Origin of the sequence: Paenirhodobacter huangdaonensis (genome assembly GCF_004022465.1) — a bacterium.
Taxonomy (GTDB): Bacteria; Pseudomonadota; Alphaproteobacteria; order Rhodobacterales; family Rhodobacteraceae; genus Rhodobacter; species Rhodobacter huangdaonensis.
The window spans coordinates 21,408-38,809 of the sequence record NZ_SAVA01000018.1 but is presented as its reverse complement, the minus strand read 5'-3'; the positions used below and the strand labels follow the sequence as shown (position 1 = coordinate 38,809).

Annotated in this window: 13 protein-coding genes and 3 pseudogenes; 13 read left to right on the top strand and 3 right to left on the bottom strand. The window is 62.3% G+C overall.

Going from position 1 to position 17,402, the window contains the following annotated elements:
* Positions 1–32: 32 nt before the first annotated feature.
* The 4 genes from EOW66_RS19235 to EOW66_RS19220 all read left to right on the top strand — a co-directional run bounded on the left by EOW66_RS19235 (position 33) and on the right by EOW66_RS19220 (position 5,016).
* Complete coding sequence (locus tag EOW66_RS19235) at positions 33–740, top strand: sugar transferase (RefSeq protein ID WP_128157929.1); 708 nt, start codon at positions 33–35, stop codon at positions 738–740.
* A gap of 127 nt (positions 741–867) precedes the next feature.
* On the top strand, positions 868–2,979 hold the full coding sequence (locus EOW66_RS19230) for a YjbH domain-containing protein (protein WP_128157928.1): 2,112 nt from the start codon (positions 868–870) through the stop codon (positions 2,977–2,979).
* Positions 2,976–3,623: a YjbF family lipoprotein gene (locus tag EOW66_RS19225; RefSeq protein ID WP_128157927.1), complete on the top strand. Its 648-nt coding sequence runs from the start codon at positions 2,976–2,978 to the stop codon at positions 3,621–3,623. The genes EOW66_RS19230 and EOW66_RS19225 overlap by 4 nt, the downstream gene beginning before the upstream one ends.
* Before the next feature lie 19 nt (positions 3,624–3,642).
* On the top strand, positions 3,643–5,016 hold the full coding sequence (locus EOW66_RS19220; protein ID WP_206363752.1) for a polysaccharide biosynthesis/export family protein: 1,374 nt from the start codon (positions 3,643–3,645) through the stop codon (positions 5,014–5,016).
* Positions 5,017–5,084: 68 nt separating this feature from the next.
* On the opposite strand, the gene EOW66_RS19215 is transcribed toward EOW66_RS19220, so the two are convergent.
* Both EOW66_RS19215 and EOW66_RS19210 read right to left on the bottom strand, forming a co-directional pair.
* Positions 5,085–5,315 (bottom strand): hypothetical protein, encoded by a 231-nt coding sequence (locus tag EOW66_RS19215; protein ID WP_113902154.1) that lies wholly within the window; start codon positions 5,313–5,315, stop codon positions 5,085–5,087.
* Positions 5,316–5,511: 196 nt separating this feature from the next.
* A pseudogene (locus tag EOW66_RS19210) lies at positions 5,512–6,488 on the bottom strand (IS5 family transposase).
* Here EOW66_RS19210 and EOW66_RS20865 point away from each other — a divergent pair.
* The 8 genes and pseudogenes from EOW66_RS20865 to EOW66_RS19165 all read left to right on the top strand — a co-directional run bounded on the left by EOW66_RS20865 (position 6,469) and on the right by EOW66_RS19165 (position 14,488).
* Positions 6,469–6,720, top strand: a complete 252-nt coding sequence (locus tag EOW66_RS20865) for a sugar transferase (protein WP_128157926.1) — start codon at positions 6,469–6,471, stop codon at positions 6,718–6,720. The pseudogene EOW66_RS19210 and the gene EOW66_RS20865 overlap by 20 nt on opposite strands.
* 381 nt (positions 6,721–7,101) lie before the next feature.
* A pseudogene (locus EOW66_RS19195) lies at positions 7,102–7,593 on the top strand (IS5 family transposase); the annotation flags it as partial.
* A gap of 160 nt (positions 7,594–7,753) precedes the next feature.
* Positions 7,754–9,358: an aldolase catalytic domain-containing protein gene (locus tag EOW66_RS19190; protein WP_128157924.1), complete on the top strand. Its 1,605-nt coding sequence runs from the start codon at positions 7,754–7,756 to the stop codon at positions 9,356–9,358.
* 1 nt (position 9,359) lies between these two features.
* Complete coding sequence (locus EOW66_RS19185) at positions 9,360–10,052, top strand: acylneuraminate cytidylyltransferase family protein (RefSeq protein ID WP_128157923.1); 693 nt, start codon at positions 9,360–9,362, stop codon at positions 10,050–10,052.
* Positions 10,049–10,732, top strand: coding sequence for an HAD family hydrolase (locus tag EOW66_RS19180; protein ID WP_128157922.1), 684 nt, complete (start codon positions 10,049–10,051; stop codon positions 10,730–10,732). The genes EOW66_RS19185 and EOW66_RS19180 overlap by 4 nt, the downstream gene beginning before the upstream one ends.
* Complete coding sequence (locus EOW66_RS19175) at positions 10,732–11,742, top strand: hypothetical protein (RefSeq protein WP_128157921.1); 1,011 nt, start codon at positions 10,732–10,734, stop codon at positions 11,740–11,742. Before EOW66_RS19180 ends, EOW66_RS19175 begins: the two co-directional genes overlap by 1 nt.
* A complete protein-coding gene (locus tag EOW66_RS19170) occupies positions 11,739–13,187 on the top strand; it encodes an oligosaccharide flippase family protein (RefSeq protein WP_164881201.1) in 1,449 nt (482 codons plus the stop codon). Before EOW66_RS19175 ends, EOW66_RS19170 begins: the two co-directional genes overlap by 4 nt.
* A gap of 272 nt (positions 13,188–13,459) precedes the next feature.
* The gene (locus EOW66_RS19165) at positions 13,460–14,488 is read left to right on the top strand and encodes an IS110 family transposase (RefSeq protein WP_128157919.1); all 1,029 of its coding nucleotides are present in this window, start codon (positions 13,460–13,462) and stop codon (positions 14,486–14,488) included.
* 261 nt (positions 14,489–14,749) lie between these two features.
* Here EOW66_RS19165 and EOW66_RS19160 read toward each other — a convergent pair.
* Positions 14,750–15,787, bottom strand: a pseudogene (locus EOW66_RS19160) (IS5 family transposase); the annotation flags it as partial.
* Between the two features lie 390 nt (positions 15,788–16,177).
* Between EOW66_RS19160 and EOW66_RS19155 the strand changes: the two are divergent.
* Positions 16,178–17,380 (top strand): hypothetical protein, encoded by a 1,203-nt coding sequence (locus tag EOW66_RS19155; protein WP_128157918.1) that lies wholly within the window; start codon positions 16,178–16,180, stop codon positions 17,378–17,380.
* Positions 17,381–17,402: the final 22 nt, after the last annotated feature.

Genomic DNA, 17,402 nt, shown 5'->3' with positions numbered 1-17,402 from the left:
GCAGATTGTCTGCCCGCTGAGGAACTTTGTTTATGGCCATTCATGACACTTTCGCGACAGAAGAAGCGGCTGAAATCCTGCATACAGAGATCGCAAGCGCCCCAGAAAAGGATAATCGTCAGCATGCGCTCTATGCTACCTCAGGCAAGCGCATTCTCGATCTCCTGATAAGCATGCTGCTTCTGCCGGCCCTTCTTCCCCTGATGCTGGCGATCTGGCTCATAATTCGCAGCGATGGCAGCGCCGCAATCTTCACCCAGCCGCGCGTCGGGCGCGACGGCCGGATCTATGCCTGCCATAAGTTCCGCAGCATGGTGCCGAATGCCGAGCGCGTGCTTGAGGAGATGTGCGCTTGCGATCCAAAGGTCGCCGAGGAATGGAGCAAATTCCAGAAGCTCTCGAACGACCCGCGAATCACCACGATTGGCCGGATCCTGCGCAAGACCAGCCTCGACGAGCTGCCGCAGATTCTCAATGTGCTCAAGGGAGACATGAGCCTCGTCGGGCCGCGTCCCTTTCTGCCCGCGCAGCGCGACATCTATGATCGTGCAGGCGGACGCGCCTATTACTCCCTGCGGCCGGGAGTGACCGGACTGTGGCAGGTCTTCAGTCGCCACGACACCACTTTCGCCTCTCGCGTGCGTTTTGATGAGGCTTATGGCGCCAATCTCTCAATGCTGGCGGACCTGAGCCTGATCTTGCGCACCGCAAAGGTCATTTTTCTGCGCACCGGCGCCTGAACCTGCCCGCGGCGAGGCAGAAGACAGCGAGCCCGAAGAAATCGGGCAGACTCGCAATCGGTTCTCGCACATGCTAACCAAGCACGAAAGATGCCGTTGAAACTACTGTTCAGATTGCCTCCCCCGAATGCCTGAAACTGTCAAATCGCATCTGCGGTACATGTGCTTCCTTTGTTGTTGGACCGCTGCGGCGATTGCGCTGAGCGCGGGTGCACAGGCAGACGGAATCTCGAGCTATGGCACCCCTGGGCTGATCGACATGCCCAGCGCCACCGCCACCCGGGATGGCACGTTGAGCTGGACCACCTCTCTGCTGCCGGATCACACGCGCAACTCGCTTCATTTCCAGATCACGCCACGGCTTTCGGGGGTGTTCCGCTATTCGATCCTGCGGGGCTACGATCAAAACGAGGACCGCTTCGACCGCAGCTTCGATGTGCATTATCTTATGCGCGAGGAAAGCGCCCAATTTCCGGCCCTTGCCATCGGCCTGCGCGATTTTGGCGGCACCGGCCTGTTCGCAAGCGAATATCTCGTCGCCTCCAAGCACTTTCTCGACAGCCGCCTCACGGTGAGCGGCGGGATCGGCTGGGGGCGGCTCGGTTCTTTTGGCCGCTTCTCGAACCCGCTTGGCGTGATCGACGACCGTTTCGATACGCGTCCCGGGCCGATTCGGGACATTAATGAGACTGGCCGTGTCTCATTCAATCACTTCTTCAGGGGCGACGCGGCGCTCTTCGGCGGCATCGAATACCAGGCCAGCGAGCGGCTGCGCCTTGCAGTGGAATACTCCTCTGATGCCTACACGGAAGAAGTGAAGCGCATGGGCTTCGAACATCGCACGCCGCTCAATTTCGGTCTCGATTACCGCGCCACGAAGAACCTGACCTTCAAAGCTTTCGTCATCGGTGGCGCGCAGGCCGGCTTCGGCTTAACCTATGTAATCGACCCGCGCGCACCGCAATTCCCCGGCGGGATCGAGCGCAACACCCCCGCCCTCATGCCACAGGCCGACATCGTAGCGCTCGGCTGGAAGGCCGGCGACATCGACAGCAGCCGGTCCCGGCTGTCCCGGGCGCTGAAGGTGCAGGGGCTCGATCTGGAAAGTTATGCCGAGAGCGACACCACTGCACGCGTGGTGCTTGCCAACCCGACCTATCCCAACATCGCCGAGGCCCTGGGGCGCGCCGCGCGGGTGATGGCCAACACCCTGCCCGCAGCGCTTTCCACCTTCGAGATCACCCTTGCGGTCGAGGGCATGCCGACCTCGAGCAGCACCTTCCGCCGCGCCGACCTGCACACGCTCGAGACCGCCTGGGACGGTAGCTGGCAAAGCTTCGTGCGCGCCGACATCGCGGATGCGCCGACCCGGCTTGCCCCCGACGCCGGCAGCTATCCCCGGCTAAACTGGGCGCTCACCCCCTATTACAGCACCGAGTTCTTCGACCCGGACAACCCTCTGCGCATCGACTTCGGCGCGCAGGCCAGCCTGCATTACACCTTGGCCCCGGGCGTATCGCTGACCGCGGTCGTGCGTCAGAAGGCCTTTGGCACGCTCGACCAATCGACCCGCCTGTCGGATTCCGTGCTGCCGCACGTCCGCTCGGACGCGGCGCTCTATGACAAGTTTTCCGGACCGCGCATCTCGATCCTTACCGCCGATTACCTGTTTCGCCCGGCCTCAGCGCTCTACGGCCGACTTTCGGCCGGCTATTTCGAAGCGATGTTCGCTGGGGTTTCGGGTGAGCTGCTCTGGTATCCGCAAGGCAGCCGCCTCGCCCTCGGGGCCGAACTCAATTACCTCGGCCAGCGCGATCCCGAGAGCCGGCTCGGCCTGACCGATTACCGCGTGGCAAGCGGTCACCTCTCGGCCTATTACGACTTCGGCCAAGGCTACCGCGGCGAAATCGACGCCGGGCGCTACCTCGCCAAAGATTGGGGCGCCACGATCTCGTTCGATCGCGAGTTCGACAACGGCTTCCGGGTCGGCGCCTTCTTCACCCTCACCGACGTGTCCTTCGACGACTTCGGCGAAGGGTCCTTCGACAAGGGCATCCGGCTGTCGATCCCGATTTCCTGGCTCTCCGGCGAACCGGGCCGCGGCGCGCTGTCGCAGACCGTCCGGCCGATCCAGCGTGACGGCGGCGCCCGCGTCGAGATCGCGAACCGGCTCTATGAGCAGGTGCGCGGCACGAACGAGAGCGAGATGCAAAACCAGTGGGGCAAGTTCTGGCGATGAGACCAATCTTCCTCGCCCTCACCGCGGTGCTGCTGGCCGGATGCTCCTCGGATCCGCAGCTCAATGCGCGGTACCGTAACCTGCTGCCGGCCGGCCGCTCGGCAGAGCGCCCTGCCGTCCCCGAGTTCCTTGCCGCCCGGCAGGCCAGCGCCCCGAGCCTCGCTGGCGCAGTCGAAAGCCGGCCCGAAACGATCGGCATCTTCCTGCGCCAGCGCCGTGCAAATGCTGCCGGCGTCAGCACCTGGATCAGTGCCGACGGCGCGCAGCTCCTGCTGCAGGACGGCATCTTGGTTGGCACCCGCGGGTTTGGGGCCGATGTGATGGCCTCGGACGTGTCCGAGAGCGCGGCACTGATCCACAGCCTCCGCAGCGGCACCACGACCCGGGTGATGACCCTGCTCGACGGCGACGACCACGCCGTCAGCCGGGCGCTGCGATGCATCATCGCACCCTACGGCACTGATACCGTGCCGCTGCAGGATCGCGCGGTCGCCACCCGCACCATGACCGAAACCTGCCGCAATGGCGACATCCAGTTCTCGAACTATTACTGGGTCGTTCCCGGCAGCGGCGAAATCCTGCAGTCCAGCCAATGGGCTGGAGAGTTGACGCAAAAGATCTCCCTGCGCGTCTACGCGCGATGACAGCCCGGCCGACGGAGGAATGACCGTGAGAAGACTGACGATTGCCCTGCTTTCCAGCGTGGTAGCCTTGCCGCTCACCGCGTGCGGCGTGGTCTATCACACCACTTCGGTCTCGCAGGGGATCAGCTCGGAAGGCAAGGTGCGGGTGCTGCCGCTCACTGCGGAATCGGTGCTGGTGGCGAACCGCGCGCCCTATCAGCCGCGCCAGTTGCCGGCTTATTTCAACCAGAGCGCCGGGATGTCGGGCACGATGTCTGGGCCGGTCACAGCCCCGGCCGGCGCCTTCGAACAGATCGCGCGCACCGACCAGGTCGACACCCGCCTTCCGCCGCCCCTGCCGCCCGCGAGCTACAAGATCGGCGTCGGCGACGTCGTGCTGCTTGCGACGCCGAAAAGCGGTTCGACCGTTGAGCAGCTCACCGGGATTCTCGCCGCGCAAAGCGCACGTCAGGGCTACACCGTGCAGGACGACGGCTCGATCTCGATCCCGAATGTCGGGCGCGTCGTGATTGCCGACCAGACCGTCGACGATGCCGAGGCGACGCTGTTCCAGAAGTTCCTCGACAAGCAGATCGACCCCACCTTCTCGCTCGAGATCGCCGAGTTCCACTCAAAAAGGGTCGCCGTGGGCGGGGATGTCGCCGCCCCCACCGTGGTGCCGATCACTCTCAACCCGCTCACTCTCGACGAGGCGCTGGCCGCCGCGGGCGGGGCGCGCACGGCGGACACCAACACCGCCGTGGTGCGGCTCTATCGCGCTGGCAAACTCTATCAGATCCCGCTGAAAACGCTCTACGACGGCAACGCCCGGATCCAGCTTGCCCCTGACGACAGCATCTTCGTCGACAGCGCCTATCAGCTCGACAAGGCCGCGTCCTATTTCGAGGAGCAGATCAAGCTCGCCAACTTCAAGCAGCTCGAGCGCACGAGCCGGCTGCAAGCACTCGAGACGGAAATTACCCTCCGCCGCGCCGAGCTCGACGAGAAGCGACAGACCTTCAATGCCCGCCTGCAGCTCGAGTCCGAGGCGCGCGACTACGCCTATCTGACGGGCGAAGTGGCCAAACAGTCGCGCTTCCCGCTGCCCTATGACCGCAAGGCGTCACTCGCCGATGCGATCTACGGCTCGGGCGGTGGCCTTGTGACCGCAAAATCGGACCCCAAGCACATCTACGTGCTGCGCGGCTCCGCCGATCCAATGGAATACGACTCCATCACCGCTTGGCACCTCGACGCACGCAATGCCGCCTCGCTGCTTCTGGCCACCCGCTTCGAGTTGCACGCGAATGACGTGATCTTCGTTGCGACCCAGCCGGTGGCGCATTGGGGAAATGTGGTCAACGCGATTACCCCCTCGCTCATCGTGTCGAGCGCGAACGCGGCCGCGAACTGACCCGGAACATTCCAATGGAAACGGCGCCCGAGGGGCGCCGTTTCCTGCTCTTTTCCTGCTCTTTCGCCTCAGTTCGTGGTCGAGGGCGTCGACGTGGTCGAGTTCGTCCCGCCATTTCCGGCGATAATCAGGATCCCCAAAACGCCCAAGGCAGGGGTAAGCTCTTTCAGATTCTGCTCCATGCCTTCGGGCAAAGACCCACCCGGCAATACCGTATTCGGCGCGGGATCGGCACTCACGAAGGCAGGCACTACGGCAAAGAACAGGCTCAGGGTCGTCGCAGTCAGAATGCGGGTCATAGCGGCCCCTTTCAATGAATGTATATCTTATCATTATAACAAATATTGGCGGAATGTCCACAAAAAGAGTGCTCTGTTCCCCAAGCTTGGACCGCCGGATTTTGGAGTTTTCCGGCTCTGATCACAATGGCGGACTGGCTGGGCATTGTTGCGTTACTCATTGCTGGATCGAGATTTCCCCTTTATCCCATTGAGATCATGCGATGCGCTCGATCCCGGCGGTGCCGAGAGCATTGAAGCGGTTCATGAGAGCAATGCGGATGTGGATTTCGGCGGTCTGGCGATCGGGGTCTCTTGATGCGATGCGCTCCCCGAAGGTGAGGAGGGAATAGTAAACGATCCGGGGGATCGTTTACCCCGACGCAAGAGGCATTTCATCTTTGCCTCGATCCTGCTTCGGACATGATATCCGGGCCATCGCTTCCAGTTGGCCCTCCCCAAGCGTCTGGTCGCCCGCAGGATATCATTGGGCGCCCTGGCCGCCGGACCATCCTCTTTCCAGAGGCGACCGTTCTTGCGGATAGGGACGATAGCGATAGCCCCTCGTTCGAGGATGGCGGTGTGGCAGCGGCGGGTGTCGTAGCCACCATCGCCGGCCACCGTCCCGATCTGTTCATCCCCGGGGATCTGCGCCAGCAGGTCGGGAAGCATCGGGCTGTCGCCCTCGTTGCCCGGCGTAAACTCGACCGCCCGGATGTCACCGGAGCCTGCATCCATCGCCAGATGAACCTTCCTGTATTGACGCCTGCGGTGGGGGCCATGCTTCCTGGCCAGCCACTCGCCATCGCCCAGGAACTTGATCCCCGTGCTGCCCACCAGCAGGTTCAAAGGGCCTGCAGACCGGCGGAACGGAATCTGCACCGTAATGCTCTTCTGCCGACGGCTCAGGGTGGAGAAGTCCGGGACCGGCCAATCGAGTTCGGCCATCTCCAGAATGCGGGCAACCAGCCCAGTTGTCTGGCGCAGGGGCAAGCCGAACAGGACTTTCATCATCAGACAGAACTGTATGACCGCGTCCGTGAACACCAGCGGGTGACCTTCGCGACCATCTTTCGGCGCAAGCCACACCTTGTCCTTGTCCAGCCAGATCAGCAGAGAGCCGCGTTTCTTCAGCCCTGCGTTATAGGCTTTCCAGTTCGTCGTGCGGTAGCGGATGGGGCCCGACTTGCTCATGCACAACTTCCTAAACCCTAGGATTCTCAATGTGAATCCGTCTCGTCAGGCAGTTGCGCAACAATGCCGGCCGGGGGTCACCGGGCTGTGGCAGGTGATGAGCCGCCACGACACCACCTTCGACTCGCGCGTGCGTTTCGACGAGGCCTACGGGCGGAACCTTTCCGCATCGGGCGACCTCTCGCTGATCTTGCGCACCCCGAAAGCCATGCTCCTGCGCACGGGGGCGTGACGGCATGGCTCCCGGCTGTTGCATCTGCCCCCCGCAGGCAGAGCGCAACAGGCATGTTCAACTGCCAACAAGAGTGCGATCCTTGACGGAAGAACCGTCCCTCTTCCGCCACGAGACTGCAGCCCCAACGCATCATCTCCCTTGGCAGTCCCGGCCTCGCGCTCGTTTTCGCCGGCGCAACTGCGATCTCGGCGCGAGCGGACGGCATTTCGAACTACGGGACGCTGGGTTTGATTGGCATGCCCAGTGCGACGGCGACGGGTAACGGGCTTCAGATCTGGACCACCCCGCACCTGCGGGAGCACACGCGGAACTCGCTGCATTTCCAGATCACGCCGCGCCTATCCGGCGTGTTTCAGGATCCGCAAGGAGACCCGATCTATGAGCAACTTGTTCTGGCTGACCGAAGCGCAGATGGTGGGCCTTCGCCCCTTCTGTCCCAAGAGCGATGGCCGCCCATGCGTGGATGATCTGCGGGTTCTGAGCGGCTTTATCTTCATCAATCGCAATGGTTTGCGGTGGTGCGACGCACCGAGGGTATATGGGCCAGCGAAGACCCTCTACAGTCTCTGGAAGTGCTGGAGTGATAACTGGGTCTTCGCTCGGATCCTGGCGGGGCTGGCCGCCGAGAGCGCTGATCCCAAGGCAAACATGGTCGACGCGACTTATCTGTAGGCGCATCGCACAGCTTGTAGCCTGCGTGCAAAAAAGGGGGGGCGCGGTCGCCAGATCTGTCGAACTAAAGGCAGCATGAACACAAATCTGCACACGGTCAACGATACGAAGGGCAGACCTATTCGGTTCTTCATGTCGGCAGGACAGGTCAGTGATTATCCTGGCGCGGCGGCGCTTCTCGAAAGCCTGCTGCGGGCCGCTTGATCACCCGAGAGAGAAGACCTGCCCCCCCCTTCACATCAACGATATTTTTGTCTAGAGTTTTCCACAATCGCAGTGTGCGTTCATTTCAAAGGGGTGACTCTGGATTGTCCCAAGCGCTTCACCCTATAAATTTAGACATTGGACAGTGGATCTCATGAGACCAATCCTGCTTGACTGCACCTTTCGAGACGGCGGTTATTACAACGCTTGGGACTTCCCGGAAGACATTGTCCAGAAGTACTTTCAGGCCATGCGAGCTGCAAAGGTCGACATCGTCGAGGTCGGTTTTCGGTTCCTGAAGAACAATGGCTTCAAGGGGCCCTGCGCCTATGCAACCGACGACTGGATTCGCCAGAGCGCTCCGCCATCCGATCTCACCATCGGCGTCATGGTGAATGGGGCAGACCTGCTGACTGATCTCGGCCTCCTCCCCTCGCTCGAGTTGCTGTTCCCCGAGCGCGCCGAAACAACGCCCGTCTCGCTTGTCCGTATCGCCTGCCATCTGCGCGAAATCGAGGAAATCCTGCCGGCGACGACGTGGCTCAGCGCGCGCGGCTACCGGGTCGGCCTGAACCTCATGCAGATTTCCGACCGAACCGAGGAAGAAATCCTCTGGTATGCCGAGCAGGCCGGCGCATATCCGATCGAGGCGCTCTATTTCGCCGACAGCATGGGGGGGATGCGCCCCGAACAGGCCGCGAGCATCGTCACGCTAATGCGGCAGAAGTGGGGGGGGCCGATCGGCATCCACACCCATGACAACATGGGGCTGGCTCTGGAAAACACGATGCGCGCCTTTGACGCCGGGGCCACTTGGCTCGACGCCACGGTCACCGGCATGGGGCGCGGCCCCGGCAATGCGCGCACCGAGGAGTTGGCGATCGAACTCGATGCGCTGCGCGGCGGCGGGGCCAGCTTCGTGCCGATGATGGAGCTGATCAACAGCTATTTCGGCCCGATGAAGGCGCAGCACGGCTGGGGCAGCAACTCCTATTACTTCCTCTCGGGCAAATACAACATCCACCCGACCTACATTCAGGAAATGCTGGGCGATCCGCGCTACAACGAGGAGGACATCCTCGCGGTCATCGACCACCTGCGCCAGGGGGACGCGCAGAAATACAGCGCGGAGCGGCTGCATGGCGCGCGCGATTTCTACCACGCCCCGGCGTGCGGCAGCTGGGCCCCGAAACAGCTGATGGAGGGGCGCGAGGTACTGATCCTCGGTTCCGGCCCCGGCGTGCGGCACTATCGCAAGGCGCTCGAAGCCTATGTGAGCAAGCACAAGCCTGTCGTGCTCGCGCTCAACACCCAATCGGGCATCGCGCCCGAGATGATCGACCTCCGCCTCGCCTCGCATCCGGTCCGGATGCTGGCCGACTGGGAAGTCTTGCTCAACCTGCCGCAGCCATTGGTGACGCCGTTTGCCGCGCTGCCGGACGACCTGCGCGAGGCACTCTCCGGCAAGGAGGTGCTGGACTTCGGTATGGAGATCAGCCCCGACGGCTTTGTCTTCGACGAAACCTCCTGCAAGAGCCCGACCTTCCTCGTGCTGGCCTATGCGCTCGCGCTCGCCAACAGCGGCAAGGCCCGGCGCATCCTGATGGCGGGGTTCGACGGCTATGTCGCCGACGATCCGCGCACCGCCGAGACGGATGACATCCTCTCCGCCTACAAGGCCGACGAGGGCCTGCCGCTTTTGGCGATCACGCCGACCCGGCACAAGATCACGACCGCGTCGATCTACGGGAGATTCTGATATGTCGTCCGTTTCTGTTTTCCTGCCGTGCCGCAAGGGCTCCGAGCGGATCCCGCGCAAGAACATCAAGCCCTTCGCCGGGATCGAGCACGGGCTGATCGAAATCAAGCTGCGTCAACTTCTTGGCGCCGAACGTGTCGAAGCGGTGCATCTCTCCACGAACGACGACGAAATCCTCGACTTCGCGGCGACGTTGGGGGCAGGCAAGATCATCCCGCACAAGCGTTGCGAGAAATTGTCGTCCAGTTCGACGAGCACCGACGATCTGGTGGCCCATGCGCTCGGGCTTGTCGGGCGCGACCGGCATATTCTCTGGACCCATGTCACCTCACCCTTCGTCGGAGCGGCCCTCTACGACGAGATGATCGAGACTTATTTCGCCAAACAGCGCGACGGGTATGACTCCCTGATGTCGACCAATGTGATCCATGGATTCCTGTGGAACGAGGATGGTCCAGTAAACTACGACCGAGCCAAAGAAAAATGGCCTCGCACGCAAACCTTGGCCCTAATCCACGAGATCAACAGTGCGGCCTTCATCGCACCGTCCTCGGTCTACAGCGAACAGGCCGACCGGATCGGCCTGAACCCGTTCAAGTTCGGCATGGACAAGGTCGTAGGCATGGACATCGACTGGCCGGAAGATTTCGCACTCGGCGAGCAGATGATCTCGGCCGGGCTGGCGACGCTGTGACGGTTCCGGACACTTTTCTCTTCGACTGCGACGGGGTCGTGTTCGACTCCAATCGCGTCAAGACGGAGGCCTTCCGGGAGGCAACTTTACCCTTTGGCGCAGCGGCAGCCGAGGCGATGGTCACCTATCATACCGCCAACGGCGGTGTGTCGCGTTACCTCAAGTTCCGCCATTTCCTGAAGGACATCCTGAAGACCGAAGTCACCGATGCGGCGCTCGATAGCCTGCTCTCGGCCTATGCCGGGGCCGTGCGCGAAGGGCTTGCCACCTGTGCCGTCACCCCGGGCCTTGACGCGTTGCGGGCGCACGTCCCCGACAGCCGGTGGTGTATCGTCTCGGGGGGGGATCAGGCGGAGCTGCGCGAGGTGTTCGCGGCGCGCGGCCTCGATAGGCTGTTCGATGTCGGCATCTTCGGCAGCCCCGACAGCAAGGAAGTGATCCTCGAACGGTTGGTTTCAGGGGGAGTCGTTCCCGAGCGCGCGGTCTTCATCGGCGACAGTCGGTATGACCACGTTGCTGCTGAAAAATTCGGCATCCCCTTCGTTTTCGCCTCGAATTGGAGCGAGTTCGCCGACTGGCCGAGTTATACCAAGGCACATGGCCTTCCGGTGATCGAAAATGCGTCCCAACTCGTGGACCTCTTCGCACTGGAGACCCGCCCCCGGAGCGCGATGCCCTGATGCCCGAAACAATTGTTCTGGACGCGAACGGACCGACGGTCGCCTTTCCAAGAAACTTTCTTCACATCAAGCTTCTCGCCGACAATTACCCGCAGGTGGATCACATCCTGTTCCGCGAGGAGTTCATGCGCGCTCAGTTGCTGCGCAGCTTTCCCGCCGAGAAGCTGATCCCGATTGGACGTGAGATCCGCCCCGGGCAGGGCCAGTGGAACCTTCCCCGGATCTTTGCCACCAATCGCCGTTACACGCGCGAGAAGATCGCCCAGATCGCGGCCCTGACCCCGGCGCGCATCATCCTCTTCCTCGAGAACGAACCGCTGGAACTGGCGCTGATCGACCATTTCGGGATCGAACGTTTCGAGCTCTGGGAAGAGGGGGTCATGCATTACGTCGACATGAACAACCTCTACCTGTTCCGGCTGCGGCGGATGGTGCAGATCGCCTGCGGGTTCTATCCCGGGCACCCTTTCCTGCTGCGGCTGCCGCGCGACAGGATCACGGTGCGCGACCGCTTCGACAAATGCAACCTGCAGATGCGCATCCCCGAAGGCCGCAACCTGCCACGCGAGGCCATTGCCTTCGTCGCCAACGTTCTGGTGGCCGATGGCCACATCACTCGCGGCAATTACATCAAGGCGCTGGGCAAACTGGTCGAGATGGCGCCGGTGCCGGTGGTCTATCTGCCGCATCCGCGCGAGGGAGCGGAAGAGATTGCCGCCATCGGCGCAGCGCTCAGCGGCCCGAAGTTCAGCATCGAAAAGCCCGAGGGCGGCTCGCTGCAGCATTGCGTGGACACCGACTATAGGCTTTATCTCTCGCCCTTCTCCACCACCCTGCTAGATCTGCAGAAATTCTCGAAAAGTTACTGGATTCCGCAGCATTTTGCCCTGGGCTCCTATGATCGGGCGCTGCGCTCGACTGATCGCTTTCCGGTCAAGGCGTTGCCTGAAGAGGCGTTGGCGGCCTGTCTTTCCAGCGCGGCTCCGGTCGAGGCCGGAGCCGCGCCGTGAGCGGCCTAGCGCAACGCGCCGCGCATGGCGCGGCCTGGGTCGCGCTTGGCAATGTCGTCAAGGCGCTTGTCCAGTTCATTCCGATCGCGGCCCTGACCCGGATCATCGCGCCGGACGCCTTCGGCGTTTTCACCATCGTGATGGTCGTCATCTATGTCGCCGAGCTGATTTCCTTCGGCGGGGTCGGCCCGTCGATCGTGCAGCACCGGGTGCTGAAACCCGTCACCGTCGGCGCCGCGATCTGGATCGCGGCCGGCGTCAGCGTGATCGTCGCAGTCGTGATCATCGCCTCCCGCGGGGCTTTCGCCGATTTCATGCATATGCCGGGCCTAGCTGCGCCTTTGCTCTTCGTCGCCCTGGGCTTCCCGGTCAACGGGCTCAGCGTGGTGGGGGCACGCCTGCTGCAGCGCGATATCAACGTGCGCCTGCTGACCCTGATCGACATCGGCTCCTATATCGTGGGGTATTACCTTGTCGGCATCCCGATGGCCTGGCTGGGATATGGGATCTGGTCGCTCGTGGCAGCCTTTCTCACCCAATCGGTGCTGCGCGCCGCGAGCCTCGCCTTTTCGGTCCGCCGCGAGCTGACGCTGATCACCGACCGCCCGTCGCTGATCGAGATGGCGCGCTCCAGCCTCCCGCTGATGAGCGCCAACCTGCTCCTTGAGCTGCAGTTCAATCTCGACCGGCTGATCGTCGGCCGCGTGCTGGGCGCCTCTCCGGTGGGGTTCTACGGGCGCGCCTCCGATCTCATCGTGCGTGGCAACCGATTGTTCGACCAGATCCTGACGCGGGTGTTTTTTCCCGCCTTTTCCCGCAAGCAGGACGACAAGGAGCGTCTGCGCGAACTTCTGCCGCTCATCAGCGCCGCGATGCTGCTGCTGATGGCGCCGTTCAGCCTGTTCATGTTCGGCTTCGCTCCCGAGATCATCCGCATCGCCTTTGGCCCGGGCTGGAGCCAGGCAGAGACCCCCTTCGCACTCCTGTCGCTGATGCTGACCTTCACGGTCATCGCGCGGCTGCAGATGATGCTGATTCAGGGCATGGGCCTGTATGGCCTCGCGCTCTGGATCGAACTGGGGGCGGCGGTCGTCGTGTTCACCGGCGCGATGCTGGGCAGCCGCCAGGGGCTTGCCGGCGTCGCCGTTGCGATGCTGGTCGCATTTCTGTCGAAGGCCGTGGTGACGCAGGTCGTCACCGCAAGACTTCTGCAAATTCCAATGCGGGCGCTGGCAAAGGCACTGGCGCAGGCCTTGCCGATGATCGTGATCGCCGCGGTCGCGCTTTGGGGCGCGGAACAGCTTGCCGCTCTGTTCGCCCCCCCCGTGGCGCGGGTGGCCGTTGGCCTTGCGGTTTTTCTGGCCATCTGTGTCGCGGTCGCCCTGCCGACCCGGGGGGCGACCCTTCTCCCGCTGATGACCCTCAAGAGGATCGTCAGGGGATAAAGGGGCAAGCCTTGCGGCACCGCGCCGTCCCGAGAAATTGCGCCGGTCGGAGGCTAAAGCTCGTCTGCACGCGCCGTGATGACCGCAAGCCCGATCACCTCGAGCCCGGCCGGCCAGCTCTCGGCAAAGGTGCAGCCGGTCACGCCCGCCAAGGCCTCGAGAACCGGTGCGTGACAGTTTTCGCAATTGCAGCGGCATTGATGATGTAACCACCCCCCGACGGCATCGATATGCCAAGGTGGGTCTGCGACGATTCACAAAGGAGGGCGGTCATGTCGGAGCTTACCACTGTCGGACACGATCTGGCGAAGAATGTGTTTCAGGCGCACGGGGCAGATGCCTCGGGTCGCACCGTGCTGCGCAAGAAGCTGAGGTGGGATCAGGTGCTGGCTTTCTTCAGCCAGCTGCGGCCTTGCTTGGTGACAATGGAAGCCTGCGGCGGCGCGCACTTCTGGGGCCGCGAGATTGGCAAACTGGGCCACGAGGTCCGCCTCATCCCGCCCGCTTACGTCAAGCCGCTCGTTAAGCGCCAGAAGAACGACGCTGCCGATGCTGAGGCGATCTGCGAAGCGGCCATGCGCCCGACGATGCGTTTCGTGCCCGTGAAGAGTGAGGAGACCCAAGGAGCCGCTCTGGTCTTTCGCATCCGCGAGCTGCTGATCCGACAGCGCACGCAGGCGATCAATGCCCTCCGCGGCCATCTGACCGAGTTCGGCCAGATAGCACCCAAGGGGGCCGCGAATGCCAGCCGCCTCGTCGCCATCTTCGAGGCTCCGTTGAACGGCTTGCCGGAGCAGGCCGTGACGACTTTGCGCGTGCTCGTCGAAGTCATCAGGGGCTTCGACACCCAGATTGCGAAGCTCGATGCCGAGATCCGTCATCGGGCCGTGGAGAACGAACTGGCTCGACGGCTCATGACAATCCCGGGCATAGGCCCGTTGATTGCCACGGCCCTCGACACGCTGGCCCCGCCACCGGAGACATTCCGGCGGGCACGCGACTTCGCCGCTTGGCTCGGCTTGGTGCCGCGTCAACATTCGACGGGCGGCAAGCAGCGGCTTGGGGCGACGACGAAGATGGGAGAACGGTCGCTGCGGCGTTTGCTGATCCTCGGCGCCAACAGCGTCATCATCAAGCGGCATGTCCACGCCTTGGCAAAGCCCGGCACCTGGCTGGCTGGGATGTTATCTCACAAGCCTCCGATGCTGGTCCGCGTGGCTCTCGCCAACAAGATGGCGCGCATCGTCTGGGCGCTGATGATGAAGGGCGAAGCATACCGGGCTCCGACCGTGGCGGCGTAAGCCGCGCAACGGTCGTGAGACGGGATCAAGAGAACCAGCCTGCAACAAAGTGCCACCGAGCACGCGGCGTTGATTTGGGACCTGATCCGCGAACACCATACGGGCCCGCGGCATATCGAGGTCGCATCAAGAGGCCGGATATATGTCAGCACCCGACACCGCGCCAGAAAGTGCTTCATAAACCCTCTTGCGCAAGGGGCGGTTATATATGTTGCAGAACTGCGGCTTGTGGCGCAGCTGCCCCTTACTCCAGTGGCGTCATGCCACGCGAACGATCTCGGCGGCTCCGAGGGCGTTGAAGCGATTGATGAGTGCGACGCTGATTTGGATTTCGGCGGTTTGGCGGTCGGGGTCTCTTGCAGCGATCCGCTCGCCGAAGGACTTGAGGCAGCGCATCTTCGCCTCGATCCGGCTTCGGACGTGGTATCCGGTCCAGCGCTTCCAGAACGCCCGGCCATAGTGTCGGGTCGCCCGCAGGGTTTCGTTCCTGGCCATCGCGGCCGGGCAGTCCCCCTTCCATAACCGACCATTCTTGCGGATCGGAATGATCGGCACCGCGTCGCGCTCGAGGATGACGGTGTGGCAGCGGCGCGTGTCATAGGCGCCATCGGCTGTCACGGTGCTGATGTCTTCGCCCTCCGGGATCTGACCCAGCAGGTCAGGCAGGACAGGACTGTCGCCGTCTCTGCTGGGGGTGAACTCCACCGCCCGGATGTCGGACGTGGCGGTATCCATGGCCAGATGAACCTTGCGCCATTGGCGGCGGCCCTGCACGCCGTGCTTGCGGGCCTGCCACTCATTCGATGGGCTTACGCGGCGGCACTGCAGCCACGGTCCCATCTCATTCGCCGAGTCACTTGATGCCCTTCGCCATGGGCCTCGGACCAGTGGCGGCGCCATGGCTCAGTGTCCACCAGCAGGTTCAGCGGCCCGGCAGCGCGGCGATACGGGATCTGGACCTCGAGGGTCTTCTGCCGCGTGGAGTAGCCTGGAACCGGCCAATCCAGCCCGGCCAGGCGCAGCAGGTTCGCCACTATCCCGTTCGCCAGTGGGCTCGGACCAATGGCGCCTCACTGGCTCACTCGGCCTGAGCGGCAGCTTGAAAAGAACCTTGATCGACAAGCAAAACTGGATTGCCGCATTCGAGAAGACCGGTGGGCGCCCCGCGCGGCCCTCATGCGGCGCGTGCCAGGCCATCTCCTTGTCCACCCAGATCAGCAACGACCCACGCCTCTTGAGGGCATCGTTGTAGGCGGACCAGTTCGTCGTGCGATAACGGGCAGGCTTGGGTTCGCTCATGCCCCCCATCTAACCGCATGGATTCGTGATGTGAATCCTTCACAACGGGAGTTCTACAACAACGCCGTTCATGGCACTCTCCTGGTTGCAAGTCTTGACGGCCGGAGAATGAAAGGAAATCATAAAAAATATTTGACCCGTGCGCGCGCACCTTCGTTTGAACAACCTACCTCCAACTGCGATGCCCCCGCCGAATGAGCGAGCTGCGATTAAATGATGCGTTCCCCCCAATCTTGGTGCATACCCTCTCAAGGTCAAGTTGATAGTCTTGGGGTCATTGTTTGCGGTTTCGCGTAAGTGGTGTTTACTGCCTATCTACCGGATAACTCAGAGGTCGTTTTCTTGCAGCACACCTGGTTACAGATTAACAAGACAAGGTTCACGCGCCGCATGAACAGCCTGTTCCTCGTCGCCTTTCCAAAGGCGGGATGGATCCTTGGCGGCATCCCCTTCTACGTCTCACTGTTCTGGGGAATGGGACTGAGTTTCACTGGGGCGATGCGGTGTCTGGCTCAGCCGCGAAACCTTGGTCACGCTCTCTTGCTCGCCACAGGGGTATGGATCACACTTCTTTTTGTTTTCAACCTGACAGTGACCAGTTTTAGCGATCCTGTCGCCCGAGCAAGAACCCTGTTTCTCTGGGCCAGCATGATGACGATATTCATGTGGGCATGCAAACCACTCACCGAAAGTGGGGTTTTGCTTGCCGAAAAGGGAATCCGAAACGCCTATCTATTCGTGGTTGCCTATGGCTACCTGCAATTGCTGCTCGGCCCGGAGACGGTAAACATCAACCATTTGACGTCGACCGGTTCGGGCGGAATTGAAGATATCTTGGCGAAAAACAACGTGCTCCACGAAATCGGGGTCGACAAGGTCTTCTCGACTTACCAGAACGGCAACCTTTTGGGCGTTGCGCTCATCATGATGCTCCCGATCGCCCTCCGGCAGATCCACAGCGGCGCGCTTCGTTTCGCTCTATTCGCCGCCACGTCCGGAATCGTAGTGACCACGGGCAGCGCCGCCGCAATGATGGGCATGGCCGCCCTGATCGGCTTCACCTCCCTCGACTGGCTCAGGCACGGCAAAGTCAACGTGACCTACATGATCATTGGGATCGTCATCATTCCTGCAGCCATCTTCTTTTTCTTAAGCCTGGAGCCGATCCAGGCGATTCTCCAGGCTCGGTTGATGGGTCGCGACATTTCCGGAAATATCCGCTGGCTCAAAGTGGCCATGTGGGTCGGCGACGTCAGCAGCAGCATTTCGGCAGCTCTATTCGGGAGACTGCAGCCCGAGGCCGCAGTTTTCGAGGTGACGCCCATCGCCATCGCCCAGTATTTCGGACTACCCGCCGCAGCAATGTATTACGGAACGCTTCTCGTGGTTGCACGCATGACCCATTGGTCATCGCACAAGCTGCCGATCATAATCTACCTAGCTGCCTCAGTCGGCGACGGCGGGTACTGGCTGACCCCCAGCCCATTCCTGTTCGGACTCGTCGTGCACCTGAGCGTTTCTCGTGATGCACTGGCACTGAAACGTCATGCAACGATTGTAAGATCGCAAGGGGAACAGCTTCAAACGGTGTGACTGCGTTGCCTTGCATGTCCTA

Bases quoted from the DNA above. Each gene is read 5' to 3' on its own strand.
- EOW66_RS19235 (WP_128157929.1), top strand. From the start codon at position 33: ATGGCCATTCATGACACTTTCGCGACAGAAGAAGCGGCTGAAATCCTG.
- EOW66_RS19230 (WP_128157928.1), top strand. From the start codon at position 868: ATGCCTGAAACTGTCAAATCGCATCTGCGGTACATGTGCTTCCTTTGT.
- EOW66_RS19225 (WP_128157927.1), top strand. From the start codon at position 2,976: ATGAGACCAATCTTCCTCGCCCTCACCGCGGTGCTGCTGGCCGGATGC.
- EOW66_RS19220 (WP_206363752.1), top strand. From the start codon at position 3,643: ATGACCGTGAGAAGACTGACGATTGCCCTGCTTTCCAGCGTGGTAGCC.
- EOW66_RS19215 (WP_113902154.1), bottom strand. From the start codon at position 5,315: ATGACCCGCATTCTGACTGCGACGACCCTGAGCCTGTTCTTTGCCGTA.
- EOW66_RS20865 (WP_128157926.1), top strand. From the start codon at position 6,469: ATGGGGCCCGACTTGCTCATGCACAACTTCCTAAACCCTAGGATTCTC.
- EOW66_RS19190 (WP_128157924.1), top strand. From the start codon at position 7,754: ATGAGACCAATCCTGCTTGACTGCACCTTTCGAGACGGCGGTTATTAC.
- EOW66_RS19185 (WP_128157923.1), top strand. From the start codon at position 9,360: ATGTCGTCCGTTTCTGTTTTCCTGCCGTGCCGCAAGGGCTCCGAGCGG.
- EOW66_RS19175 (WP_128157921.1), top strand. From the start codon at position 10,732: ATGCCCGAAACAATTGTTCTGGACGCGAACGGACCGACGGTCGCCTTT.
- EOW66_RS19165 (WP_128157919.1), top strand. From the start codon at position 13,460: ATGTCGGAGCTTACCACTGTCGGACACGATCTGGCGAAGAATGTGTTT.
- EOW66_RS19155 (WP_128157918.1), top strand. From the start codon at position 16,178: ATGAACAGCCTGTTCCTCGTCGCCTTTCCAAAGGCGGGATGGATCCTT.